This window comes from Myxococcus sp. AB025B (assembly GCF_006518215.1).
GTDB lineage: Bacteria > Myxococcota > Myxococcia > Myxococcales > Myxococcaceae > Myxococcus > Myxococcus fulvus.
In genome coordinates this window covers 1-12,331 of record NZ_SRLW01000101.1, presented here as the reverse complement: position 1 = coordinate 12,331, position 12,331 = coordinate 1, and the positions used below count along the sequence as shown (strand labels likewise).

The 12,331-nt window shown below is 70.2% G+C and carries 11 protein-coding genes and 2 tRNA genes; 8 read left to right on the top strand and 5 right to left on the bottom strand.

All coding sequences use genetic code 11. The annotated features are described in order from the left end of the window. Positions 1–10: 10 nt before the first annotated feature. The 3 genes from FL311_RS18555 to FL311_RS18545 form a co-directional block, all read right to left on the bottom strand. Entirely contained in the window at positions 11–334 is a 324-nt protein-coding gene (locus FL311_RS18555; RefSeq protein WP_141326619.1) for a putative quinol monooxygenase, read from the bottom strand. A 205-nt stretch (positions 335–539) separates the two neighbouring features. Further along, positions 540–1,496 (bottom strand): hypothetical protein, encoded by a 957-nt coding sequence (locus tag FL311_RS18550; RefSeq protein WP_228556944.1) that lies wholly within the window; start codon positions 1,494–1,496, stop codon positions 540–542. Positions 1,497–1,644: 148 nt separating this feature from the next. After that, positions 1,645–2,307, bottom strand: coding sequence for a glutathione S-transferase family protein (locus FL311_RS18545; protein WP_141326615.1), 663 nt, complete (start codon positions 2,305–2,307; stop codon positions 1,645–1,647). A 99-nt stretch (positions 2,308–2,406) separates the two neighbouring features. Here FL311_RS18545 and FL311_RS18540 point away from each other — a divergent pair, with 99 nt between their 5' ends. The 8 genes from FL311_RS18540 (at position 2,407) to FL311_RS18510 (ending at position 9,265) form a co-directional block, all read left to right on the top strand. Then, positions 2,407–2,592, top strand: coding sequence for an RNA polymerase sigma factor (locus FL311_RS18540; RefSeq protein WP_228556943.1), 186 nt, complete (start codon positions 2,407–2,409; stop codon positions 2,590–2,592). Positions 2,593–3,268: 676 nt separating this feature from the next. Further along, positions 3,269–3,427, top strand: coding sequence for a hypothetical protein (locus tag FL311_RS44105; protein ID WP_194869253.1), 159 nt, complete (start codon positions 3,269–3,271; stop codon positions 3,425–3,427). A 94-nt stretch (positions 3,428–3,521) separates the two neighbouring features. Continuing rightward, positions 3,522–3,607: transfer RNA gene (locus tag FL311_RS18535), tRNA-Tyr, on the top strand. A 54-nt stretch (positions 3,608–3,661) separates the two neighbouring features. Then, a tRNA-Ile gene (locus tag FL311_RS18530) sits at positions 3,662–3,732 on the top strand. A 280-nt stretch (positions 3,733–4,012) separates the two neighbouring features. Next, positions 4,013–4,744, top strand: a complete 732-nt coding sequence (locus FL311_RS18525) for a hypothetical protein (RefSeq protein ID WP_228556942.1) — start codon at positions 4,013–4,015, stop codon at positions 4,742–4,744. Continuing rightward, positions 4,744–5,430, top strand: coding sequence for a carboxypeptidase regulatory-like domain-containing protein (locus FL311_RS18520; protein WP_228556941.1), 687 nt, complete (start codon positions 4,744–4,746; stop codon positions 5,428–5,430). The genes FL311_RS18525 and FL311_RS18520 overlap by 1 nt, the downstream gene beginning before the upstream one ends. Before the next feature lie 4 nt (positions 5,431–5,434). Next, the gene (locus FL311_RS18515; protein ID WP_141326609.1) at positions 5,435–7,453 is read left to right on the top strand and encodes an adenylate/guanylate cyclase domain-containing protein; all 2,019 of its coding nucleotides are present in this window, start codon (positions 5,435–5,437) and stop codon (positions 7,451–7,453) included. A 186-nt stretch (positions 7,454–7,639) separates the two neighbouring features. Next, positions 7,640–9,265 (top strand): phosphatidylserine/phosphatidylglycerophosphate/cardiolipin synthase family protein, encoded by a 1,626-nt coding sequence (locus FL311_RS18510; protein ID WP_141326607.1) that lies wholly within the window; start codon positions 7,640–7,642, stop codon positions 9,263–9,265. 122 nt (positions 9,266–9,387) lie between these two features. On the opposite strand, the gene FL311_RS18505 is transcribed toward FL311_RS18510, so the two are convergent. After that, positions 9,388–10,518 carry a M43 family zinc metalloprotease gene (locus tag FL311_RS18505; protein WP_141326605.1) on the bottom strand — a complete coding sequence of 377 codons (1,131 nt, stop codon included), beginning with the start codon at positions 10,516–10,518 and terminating at the stop codon, positions 9,388–9,390. After that, a partial coding sequence (locus tag FL311_RS44100) for a HEAT repeat domain-containing protein (protein ID WP_194869252.1) occupies positions 10,515–12,331 on the bottom strand: 1,817 nt, incomplete at its 5' end. The genes FL311_RS44100 and FL311_RS18505, both read right to left, overlap by 4 nt.

The following is a 12,331-nucleotide window of genomic DNA, read 5'->3' as shown; positions in this document are numbered from 1 at the left end:
GCGCTGTCGGTCAGAGCTTCACCGCGAGCACATCCACCTTCTCGATGGACGGGGGCTGGGCGAGCAGCTCCGGGGCCTGGGCCATCAAGGCCGCGGCGACCTTGCCCGCGAGGTGCGCCTGCCGGCCCGCTTCGTCCGCGAAGGTATCGAAGATGCCGAAGGTGGTGGGACCGAGGCGAAGCGCGAACCACTGCGCCGTCGCCGGCTCCGCCTGGACCACGGGCAGACCGCCCTCCAGGAACCGCTGCACATCGGCCTCCTTGCCCGCCTTCGCCTCCAGGCGGACCAGCAGCCCCACGTGAACGTTCCCGGCCTTCTGTGATTGCGTCGTCATGGATTCACCCTCGTGCAAGTGGACATGGCTCGGCCCCGTCCCAGCAGGGACGTGGACCGCGCGCTGAAGGTCCAGTGGTCACGAAGCGCGGTGAGAGCAGACGGCGTTCAGCGCGTTCGTGATGGGTCTACGTATAGACCTCGCCGCCGCTCACCGTGAATCCCGCGTCGTCAATGGATGGATAGTCATCATCTATGGACGAGCACTACAGGAACTCGTCCCCGCCCCTCGTCTCCGGCTCCTGCGCGGAGAGGAGGACCTTCCCAGGCTCCTGCTCCACGCGCAGGCCCAGCCCCATCGCCGTCAACTCCTCGACCGCGGTGAGGGCCTCCATCACGGGCTCGACGTCCGCGACCTTGGCGGGCACGGCGATGCGCTCGAGACGCGAGCCCACCTGTTCCATCAACGCATGAGCCGGGAGCGCCTCGACGTAGCGACCGTACAGATAGGCGGGCGCGCACAGCTGGGAGACCTTCGAGGGAGTCACGGACGCCACGAGCGCATCGAAGCGCGCCCTCACCTCCTCCGTCGACGTCTCCTTCCTCCAGAGGCCGAGCAGGGAGCGCAGGAAGTCCGACAGCGGTTGCCCCAGTTTACCTTCGGCGACCTCCAGTGCCCGTTCAGCACGGCTGGCGTCGGGCTCCACGAAGTACAGCGGCAACACCTCTTCGATGCCCGGCGTGTAGAGAGGCTCGGCGAGCTGCTCCGGTGCGCCCGCGAACGCGCGCAGTGTCCCGGGTTCGAGCGGCTCCCCTCCGAGCCAACGGCACCACAGCGCCTCCAAAGAGCCCGCCGCGAGCGCCGCGCGGCGCAGCAGATGGGCGCGTGCCTGCTCCACGCCTCCGAACAACACGGCGGTCACCAGGTCGCCGAAGGCAGGCCCCTCGGGGAACTCGAGCGCATCCACTCCCGCCCAGTGCGCGTAACGTTTGCGCTTCAAGTCACGCTGGACCTCACTCGCCACCTCGCTCCACGCGGACCAGGGCACGCCGAGCGCCGCGTAGTCCTTCCGCAGGCCCTCGTCCGCGGGAGCCGAGACTTCGTTGGGGCGCTTCTTGAAGTCGGCCCGTACGCGCTTGAGCTCCTTCGCGAGCGCGGGCAGCTCCTCCGCCGGACAGCCCCCCGTCAGCAGCCGGAGACGGGAGACAGGAACGCCGGTCAACTTGAGTAGCCAGGACTTGAACGCCGACCAGGCGGGTGCGGAGAGGTGTCGTGACTCCAAGGGCTGTCCTCGCTCAGTCGGCAGGTCCGCTCCCTCGCGAGGGAGCATCGCGCCAGGGTGCTCACGTCATGATAGCCGCGGCGAGAAGCTAACGCGCGCTGCCCGCCGGGACGCCCAGCCGCTGCTCATAGGCATCCAGCGTCCGCTGCCAGGCGGGCCGTTGCTCACAGCGCTCGCGATAGGCGGAGACCCTCGGAAAGCGCTCCAACACGCCCGCGTTGCGGACCTCACGCAGGGCGGTGACCATCAGGATGTCCGCCACGGTGAACGCCTCGCCGGCGAGATACGGACGGTCACCCAACCAGACCTCCACCGCGCCCAGCACGCGCTCGGCATACTGGACCACCCCGGGACGCCGCTGCGCGCCCGTGGGGTCCGCGGCGCCGAGCAGGTCGATCATCACCAACTGGAACAGCGGAGGCTCGACGCTGTTGAGCGCGGCGAAGCACCACCGCGTCACCTGGGCGCGGCCCTGGAAGTCCGCGGGAATCAACCGGCCCGTCTTCTCCGCGAGGTACAGCAGGATGGCGCCCGACTCGGTGAGCACGAAGCCCTCGTCGTCGAGCACCGGCACCTGGGCAAAGGGGTTCATCCGCCGGAACTCCTCGCTCCCGAGCTCCCCCGCGGGATGGTCCACCCCGTGGACCCGATAGGGCACGCCGAGTTCCTCGAGCGCCCACAGCGCCCGCAGATCCCTCGTGAGCCCCACCACCTTCGAGTTGACACGGCCAAAGCCATAGAGCGTGAGCATTTCCGCAGTATTGGCACCCAGCCCTCCCCCGTCGAGGGTCACGAGACACCGCCCCGACACTCTTTCGCGAAAAAAAATATCCCAGAGGTCCCAGCCCGCGTGTCCATGGGTGTGAAGATGCCGCCAGGGTTGAGCGCCAGGGAGGTCCAGGCCCTGTACGACCGGTACGCCCCTGGCATGTACCGGAGGGCCTTCGCGTTGCTTCAGCGGGAGGCGGATGCCTGGGACGCGGTGCAGGAGTCCTGCATCCGCGTCCTCCAATCCTCCGCCGCGTTCCCTTGCTGAAGCTGGCGCGCGAGCTGGACGAGCGCGCCCATCAGCGAGCTCGACCGACGCAAGATCATCCACGGCAACGCCAGGGACCTGTTCCAGCTCCGGCCGCAATCCGCCGGGTCAGCTGTCCGCCGTATCGGGCAAGGAATCGCCTCCCTGGGAGAAGCCCCGGGAGGGTCCTTGCTCACGCACAGAAGAATTCGCTGGGTCGAAGTAGCACGGGGTGCCGCGCCCACAGTTGAACGGTGAGCGCCGCGAGCTGAGTCTTTGTCTCTGAATCCACGTCAAGGAGCCGAAACGGGTTGTGCAACGTGGTGAAGGTAGAGGGGCGCGTCAGATGTTCCCGTACTCCGACCTTGGCACCAGGACACGAAGAGGCCGGGTCCCAATCCAGGGGCCCCGGCCTCTCAGCTTTCAGGGCCCGACTTCTTCCAAGGGCGTAGAGCGACACAGGGAAGGCGCGCGGCCGGTCTCGATCCTCAACTGATGCCTCAACAGCCCGGCCAGGGGCAGATCTGCTCAAAGCCGGACTGGTAGATACTCCACTGCTGCTGGAGTGCAGTGTTGCATTCCCATAGCCGGGTCTTCGCCGTGACATAACGAAGCTGGGACTTCCGGGGGGGGAACTCGCCCATTGTCAGGGACGAAAATCCCCGCCGTAGATTCCCCCCTGAAAGGAGCGGTGACCATGACGACGGTGATGAAGCGGACGAGCCCGGTGAAGTTCAGCTATCGCAGCCACCTCTGGACCCAGCTCGACGCCGCCTCCCGTTCGCATGTGGGCGCCGCCTCGATTTCCATTTTCGGTTTCGGTCTCCTCCACGGCCACCCGCCCGTACCCTGCTAACGCTCGCGCGCCGTCTTCCAAGCGCCAAGCCATGCAGAGGCCGGGCTCCCAATCAGGGGACCCGGCCTCTCGGCTTTCAGGGCCCACTTCTCCCGGGGACGTAGAGCGTTAGGGAAGACGCGCGGGCCTGTAGAGCCCGAGCCCGACAGGGCCCGCTGGGTTCAACTCCCAGCGTCCCCATGCCCCACCCGCGTGGCCGCTGGCCGCGCACCGCAATCACAGACTTCTGCTTCACGGGGTATGGCTCTAAGGCAGAGTGCTCGTCTGATAAGCGAGCGGTCCCGGTTCGATTCCGGGTACCCCGACATCTTCCGTGCCACGGGCACCCTCCCGCCCGCGGGTGCCCATGGCGCGAGCCTCCTGCCCATCAAGAGGCTCCAGTTCACGCCCCCCTGCCGCTGCAAGCTTCATCGTTCATGTTCGTCGGCGTCGCGGTGGCGCTGGCCGGGTACGACAGGGTGGGGCAGTCCCCCGCATGAACCAGGCGACCTCATCGTGTGATACTGGACGCTCGGAGCACCCCGGGCAGGAGTGGGGTGGGGAGAGGGAATGCGAGCAACCCGCTGGGCAGCACTGGTGACATGCGTGCTTGGACTGGCCTGGGCCCCCCCGGCGCACGCGGGACGCCGGCCCTTCATCTGGACCTTCGATACCGACATCGTTCCCAAGGGGGACGTGGAGCTGGAGCAGTGGCTGTGGGCTCGCAGCCGCTCCCCTGACGTCCCGGAGCGTCCGTCTGTCTACTGGATATGGTGGGGCCCCGTGCTCGGGCTGAGCCAGCACCTCGAGCTCGCCATCCCCTTCCAGGTCCGCTCCACCCGGGAAGGCACGCAGTTGGAGTCCTTCGAGGCGGACTTCCGCTACCGGCTCTTCCCCAGGGGAGATGACCGCGCGTTCCAGCCGCTCATCCGGGGCGTCTGGCACCAGGCCATCGACACGGGGACCGCCTCGCGCGTGGACGTGGACCTCGTCGGCTCGTACCAGTGGGAGAGCGGGCTGCGTGTCGCGCTGGACCTCGGCACCCAGGTGGGCATCCCTGGGCTGCGTGGAAGCGATGCTCCCGTGCGCATCCTCGGGACATGGTCCGCGGGCGTGTCCCACTCCCTGGTCGCGGACGAGCTGCGCCTGTCGCTGGAGACCTTCGGCGAGGTCGGCTTGAAGTCGGCGGGCCGCGAGGTCCACTTCTTTGTCGGCCCGAGCGTGGCGTGGACGTTCGGGCGGGTGTGGGTGACCGCCGGGACGCTCGTCGGCGTGACGGCGGTCGCCCCCGAAACCCCACGCTTCATGCCGAGGCTCATATGGGCGGTCGCGCTCTGATGAACCCGTTGCTCCTGGCGCTCCTGGTCGCTGCCCCTGTCGCGCACGCGCAGTCGGGCCGCGTCCAGGGAGAGGTCGTCATCACCGTCGTCGGGCCGGATGGCAAGGCCATCGCGAAGGAAGACCGCTCCGGCGTGGTCGTCTACCTCACCGGCTACACGGACCCGCCGCCCACCGAGGTGGCGCGCATGAGCCAGCGGGACAAGACCTTCTTCCCGTCGGTGCTGCCCATCGTCGCGGGGCAGGCGGTGGAGTTCTCCAACAAGGACGTGGTGCTGCACAACGTCTTCTCGCGCTCGGTGGCGCGCCGCTTCGACGCGGGCAAGAACCGGCCGGGAGAGACCTACGTCGTGACCTTCAACAAGACGGGCATCATCGACGTCTACTGCGACATCCACGAGCAGATGGTGGCGACCCTCGTCGTGGTCCCCAACCGCGCCTACGCCGTGACGGACAAGGCCGGGCGCTTCGAGCTGAAGGGCGTTCCCCCCGGGCGCCACCCCCTCTTCGCGGTGCACCGGCGGGACGAAAAGAGCGACATCGCCCGCGCGGAGGTCGTGGTGGAGCCAGGCGGGGTGGCGCGGGCCACGCTCCAGCTCACGGAGACGCGCGCGGACGACACCCACCTCGACAAGCACGGCAAGAAGTACACGCCTCGCGCCGACTACGCCGGCAAGGAGCCCTAGCGCCGTGACGCTGACGCGCAAGCTCATCCTCGCGTTCATGGCGCTCGCCGGAGCCTCCGTCGTCGCCGCGCTCCAGCTCACCACGCTCGCGGTGGAGTCCTCCGCCCAGCAGAAGATCTCCACCGACCTGGAGCGCACGCTGGACGCCTTCCAGCAACTCGCGCGCGCCAGCCAGGAGCGCATCCGCGACGTGGCGGAGGCCCACACGCGCGACCGCTCGTTCAAGGACATGTCCCTGTTGGTGAACTCCCAGGATGCCGCGGCGGGGCTGGGGGACGAGGGCACGGAGGGCGACGGGTTCCGCCTGGCCCGCGAGGTCATCACCTCCGCGGACACGGACGTCTTCGGCTCGGTGGACGACGCCCCCACGCCCTGGGCCTTCTTCAACGCGAGCGGGCGGCTGGTCTACACCCACGCCGCGCCGGAGCGCTACGGAGACGAAGCGCCGAGCCTGCCCCTGCTGGCCACCGCGCTGCGGGGTGTCCCCGCGTCGGCGCTCTGGTCGCCCGCGCGGCTGCGCCAGCTCCCCTTCGCCTTCGTCGCGCCGGAGCAACTGCGGGAGACGGACCTGCTGCTCGTCCACGCCCAACCCGCGTTCGCGTCCGGCCGGGAGCTGGTGGGCGTGCTCCTCTCGGGTCAGTGGGTGGGGGACGTGCTGCTCGGAGACCCCCTGGCCCCGCGCGCGCCCAGCGCCCGGATGGGGGACACCCGGGCCCGCTTCGCCGTGCGGGCGGAGGACGGCGCCGTGGTCTCCCAGCTCCCCCTGGGAGCGCTGCTCCAGCAGCGCGCGCCCCGTCCAGGGCAGGCCCAGGACGTGGACGTCGGAGGTGTGCACTACCTCATGCGCGAGGCGACGCTGAGCGGCGTGGACGGCTCGACCATCGGGCAGGTGTTCGTGCTGCGGGACTTCGACGCGGAGATCAACCCCATCCTCGAGCGGTTCCGGCGGTGGCTGGTCCCCGCGGCGCTGGGCATCGCGCTGTTCGCGCTGACGGCGGCCGTCTTCATGGCGCGAGGGTTGGCCGCGCCGCTCGTCGAGCTGGAGGCCGCGGCGGGCCGGGTGAGGCTGGGAGACCTCTCCGTGGAGGTCCCTGTCCGTGGCTCCGACGAGGCGGGCCGCGTGGCGCAGGCGTTCAATGAGATGGTCGGCGGCATGCGCCAGCGGGACCACATCAAGGGCCTCTTCAAGCGCTACCTGGCGCCCCAGGTGGTGGACGAGCTGCTGAAGCACCCGGAGAAGGCCGCGCCGGGCGGCGAGCGGAAGATGCTCACCGTGCTGTTCAGCGACCTGGTGGGCTTCACGTCGATGAGCGAGAGGCTGAGCCCCGAGGAGCTCGTCACCCTGCTCAACACCTACTTCGAGCAGGCCACCGACGTATTGACCCGGCATGGCGCCACGCTCGACAAGTTCATCGGCGACGCCATCATGTGCTTCTGGAACGCGCCGCTCCCGCAAGAGGACCACGCGGCGCGGGCGTGCCTCACGGCGCTGGAGCTGGTGGCGGTGGTGGAGCGGCTGGCGCCCTTGTTCGAGGCCCGAGGCCTGCCACGGCTCGACTGCCGCATCGGCATCAACACCGGCCAGGGCGTGGCGGGCAACCTCGGCTCGAGCGCGGCGCAGGACTACACCGTCATCGGCGACACGGTGAACCTCGCCTCGCGCCTGGAGGGCGCCGCGAAGGTGTTCGGCACCCGCACGCTCGTGGCCGAGGACACGGTGCGCTCCGCCGGAGGCGTCGTCCTGACGCGAGAGCTGGACCTGCTGCGCGTCAAGGGCAAGCAGCAGCCGGTCCGCGTCTTCGAGCTCGTCGGCCCCGCCACGATGACCCCACCGCCCCACCTCTCGCGCTATGCGGAGGGACTCGCCCTCTACCGTGCCCGCCGCTTCGCCGAGGCCCGCGACGTCCTCGAGGCCTCGCTGCTGGACGCGCCCTCCGCCCGCCTCGCGGACCGCTGCGCGGCCCTGCTGGAGGCGCCCCCCGCGGACGACTGGGACGCCGTCCTCACGCTCGACAGCAAGTAGCGCCCGGGACGAAACCTGCCCATCGGCGGGTCACGGGCCTCCCGCCACGGCGGACACGTTGCATCCACTCCCGACCGTCCAATCCGCGGCGCCCGCCAGGACGCGGCTTGCGACGCACACGTGAAGGGAACTGGTACAGGCCTTGCTCATCCGGTGCGCACTCCATCCCCAGGAGCAGCGCACCGCATGAAGAAACAGACCCAGGCAGCAACGACCGAGCTCATCCTCGACGGCGAGAACTTCTTCGGAACCCTCTTCGACGCGCTGGACGCCGTCGAGCACTCCGAGCCCGCCCCCAACACCTACGTGCGGCTGGCTTTCTGGCAGGTGGAGCACGACCTGCTGCTCATCCGACACCCCGAGGAAATCACCCTCGAGGAGAAGCTCAAGGCGGTCGCGGACGCGGGCCACCACGTCCAGCTCATCATGTGGTGCCCGGCCCAACTGGACATCCACTTCCAGAAGAAGGGCTTGAGCCAGGGCATCTACAACACCAACCTGGCGACGGCGAACGCGCTGGGCGGCTACCGCGGGCGGGACGACAGCGGCGGCTCCATCGAGGTCTTGATGGAGATCTACAACGGGTGGAACGGCTCGTCGGTCCACCAGAAGCTCGTCCTGTGGTCCATCGAGGGCCTGCTGACCGCGATGGTGGGCGGCATGAATCTGGCTAGCTTCTACTGGGATACCGAGAACCATGAAGGGCGTCACAAAGGAGGCATGGGCGGAGCCCCCTTGGGTCGCACCGTCCATGACTCCGCCCTCCGACTGGATGGCCCCGCGGCCGTCGTCGTCGAGGAGGAATGGCTCCGGCGCTGGAGGAAGCGCTACTACAAGACGCAGCTCCTCAACAACCGAGGCACGGGAACGACGCCCGTCGCCGACCCCAAGGACTACGAAAGCCAACCCAAGGCACGGCTGGAGGATCAGCCCCCCGGATACGAGGACGTGGTCATCGCGACGACCAGCTCCGAGAGCTACGGCGGCCGCGCCGCCGACATCCAGTCACTGCTCGTCGAGCAGATCCGCGCCGCGAGGCGCTACATCTATTTCGAGAACTACATCTTCAGCGACCCGACGCTCGTCGAGGCGCTGGCCACGCGCCTGCGGGGCCCCAGGCCCCCCATCGTCATCATCATGGTGCCGATGCCCTACGAGGAGAATCCCTACCCCTTCGACTACCTGAACTACATCTCCTTCGCCAAGCTGGCATTGGCGAGCTGCGACGCGGTCACCGCGAAGGGCCGTACCGTGGAAAGAGAGCGCTGCTCCAAATGGGGGGTGAGTGAGAGCATGAACGCCTGGAGCACGCTCCGGAGCATGACGTCCACCGTCACCAATCGTTGGCTGGAGACCGACGCCTTCTCGTGCCAGCCCCAGAACGGCGCGGAGCTCACCTGCCCGCTGCTCCAGCTCCAGGGGTTTCGTGGAGGCATCCGGTTCTACGCCCCCGTCCGACGCCCGAGCATGAACAGCGCGCGGACGGCCATCTACATCCACTCCAAGCTGGCGCTCTTCGACGACAGTGTGGCCGTGGTGGGCTCCGCGAACTTCTCCTATCGGAGCATGGTCTACGACGGAGAGCTGAGCGCCTTCGTCCATGGGGATGGCGCCAGGAGGATTCGGGAAACGCTCTTCCGTCACTACAACATGAACACGCCCGAGGACTGGGACGACGACGCCGTCGGCGACCTCACGGACCTCCCGCTGTGGGAGACGGGCGTCCTCCGCCTGGAACTGGAGGACTTCGACCGACGGGTCCCCTCGGACAAGAGCCCCGAGTACAAGTGGGGCAACCACACCTTCTTCTGACCGGCGCCCTGTCGACATCCAGACGCCCACCTCGGACAGCACGCCGAGGTGGCGCGTCGCCAGGCGCCGGGCAGGGGCCGTTCGGCCTCCAGGACGGGCGCGGCGAATGCCCCCCGAGGCGGCTACTCGGGGTCGGAGATCCGCGACACCCACGGGTGGCTCAGCATCTGTCGCCGCTGTGAGGGACTCCAGCCACGAGCGCCAGCCCGGCTCGGGTGGGGGTTCATGATGTTCTGCTCCCCCGTGTCGTCCAGGAGGTCCGGTGTGCCGTCCGTCTCGACGGAGTGGTAGAGGCCCAGGAAATGCCCCAGCTCGTGCGCGAGCACCCGCGCGGAGGTTTCCACGGGCGCGTTCGTGGGGTCCGCGCCGAAGCCGTCGCAGCGCAGGCCGGGCATGAAGACCGCCGACGCCGGACCCGCGCCACCTCCCACGCGAGGGGTGAAGCCCTCGACCGACACGGGCGGCCCGAAGAAGGGGTCGTCATACCGGAGGCACCCGGCGAAGACGACGTCGACCGTCGCGTCCAACGCGGGCGGCGCGCGCGCCACCAGGGCCGAGAGTTCGGAGAGCTCGGTCACCCAGAAGCGCGCCTCCGGAGCGGCGTCCGGAAGCTCGACGCTCGCCGCCAGCGTCACCCCCAGGCCCGCCTCCGCGAGCTCGTCATTCAAGCGCTCCAGCAGCTCGCGCTGTCGCCCGGGCTGTCGAAAGAGCAGGGAGTGTCGCGACACCAGGAAGCGCAGCCGGAGGAGCCCGCGCATCGTCGGCGCCTCCGGGCGCGGCCGCCATTCCAGGCGGAGCCGGGGCGCGGCCCCACGGCTCGACGGGGTGAGCGTCTCACACGCCATGAGCCCGAAGCGCACCGTGAAGCCCTCGTGCGGCGCGAAGCCCCCGCCGCCGGAGAGCACGAACAGCGCCTCCTCCTGCGCCAGGGAGGTGCGCACCCCGCAGTCGAGGCAGTAGGGCCCCGCCTCCCGCCTGTCCACCCAGCGCCGGCCCTGAAAGTCCACGAGCGAGGCGAGCGAGAAGCAGCCCCCCGGCTCGGCCGTGGCCCACAGCGCGACCGACGCTCCCGCGAACGGCGGGATGGACAGCGGCGGCGTGAGCCCGTCCGCGCCGAAGACCACGGGCCCCGCCGTGAGCAGGGGCGCATCTTCCTCGAGCGCGGCGCGGGGAGCCTCGGCCTCCCCGGCGCACGCCACGAGCCCCACGGACGCGAGGAGGACGACGAGGGCTCGCGTCCGTGAGGAGGTCATCGCATGAACTCGCGCAGCTCGCCGGGCGTCACGAAGGCCCCGATGCGCTGCTGGAGACGGACGTTCGGCTCCCGGGGGAAGTGGGCGGCCAGGACGCGGCGGGCCTCGCGCTGCCCCCGGGCGCGGCCCACCCATTCGATGACGCCGGCCCGCTCCTCCACGCTCGCGGAGCCGGCGAGCTTCCGTCCGGCCAGGGCGAGCTCCGCCCCCGTCAGGTCGAGCTCGGTGCCAGGCGCCAGGTGGCTCAGGCTCCGCAAGATGACGGCGCTCACCCCCGGGCTCTCTTCGCGCTCGAGCTGCGACACGAGGAGCGGACGGGTGACCTCGTGCGACAGCCGCCCGAGCGCCTCGGCCGCGCGCCCCCGCAGGGCCGGAGCCTCCGACTTCAGCCGCGCCTCCAGCGCGTCCCGGAACCCGTCGTCCCGGCTGTTCCCGATGGCGTCCAGAACGGCCAGCTCGTCGTGGGTGCCCGCGGCGCGCGCCAGCTCTTCGCGCAGCGTCGCGCGCAGCGCCTCGTGCAAGGGGGCACCAGGCGGGGTGCGCCCCGCCATGCTCCCCAGCCCGAGCAGGCTCACGTTCGCGACCATGGGCGAGTCCGACTCCCGGACCTGGGCAAGCAACGCGTCCGCCGCGGCCCGCGACGGCGCGCCGTGGTCGGCCAGCGCGGACGCCGCCCGACTGCGGTCGAGCGCCGACAGGTCCCGGCTCACCAGCGCGTCCGCGAGCGCCTGGCGGGACTGCTCGGTGCCCGCCAGCTCGAAGGCCAGGAAGAAGGCGGCGCGCGCCACCTGGTCGATCTCGCCGCGCCGGAGGTCGGCGAGCAGCAGGGCGCTCTGCTCCGGGTGCGCGCGCAGCCATCCCGCCAGCAAGCGCGCCGCGGGGAACACGGCCCCCTTCGCGCCCTCGTCGAAGAAGGCGAGGAAGCGGGCACGCGCCGCGCCCCTGTCGAGCGCCACGAGCGCCGCATCCACCGGCGCGCTCCCCACGTCCGCTCCGGACACCACCGCGAAGTCCGCCGCTTCGGGGGCCACCGAGTCCCGTACGGAGACGAAGACCCCGTCCTCACGCGACAGGTGGAACCGGTGCGTGAAGCCCTGGGGTGCCTCCCCCGGGAGGTGGATGCGAATCGTCTCCTGCCCCTTCACCCGCCACATCCAACCGCCACGCGCGGCGTCGAAGTCCGCCTCGGCCCTGGCGCCGAGCACCTGCAGGCGCAGCCCCAGGCTCCGGACGGTGTCGTCGAGGCTGTAGCGCGGCTTGGTGCGGGTGATGCGCGTCTCGCCGTCCCGCGCCTCGTCACGGCGGTACTCCGCGGTGTAGGCCCCTACCCCGTCACGCTGCTCGACGCGCCAGCGCGTGGAGTCGTCGCCCGGCAGCACGAACTCGAAGCTCTCCAGCAGCGTGCGCACCAGGCGGCGACTGTCGCCGCTCCAGTGGGGAGCGAAGCCGATGCCGACGAAGCGGCACCGCGTGTCGACCCGGACGTAGAAGGGGCTGTCCTCGAGCTCCACGGCGCTCACCCGCTCCTGGGAGAGCGCTTGCGCGAGGACCACGGAGCTCAAGCCCGCTCTCAGGAGCGCGGGGTGTCCCGGCCGCGCGGGCTCGACGACGACCCAGCTCAGGTGCCCCTGGAAGTGGTCCTCGGCGCCCGGAGCGGTGGGGGCATCGAGGGTGGCGGAGGACCCGAAAGAGAAGGCGGCGCGCGCGTGTCGCTCGAAGCGGCACGCCAGGACCTCCGGCGCGGCCTGCTGGGGCCGCGCCACGGCGCCCGTCACGGCCGCCCCGCCCTCCGCCCCCAGGTGCGCCCAGGTCC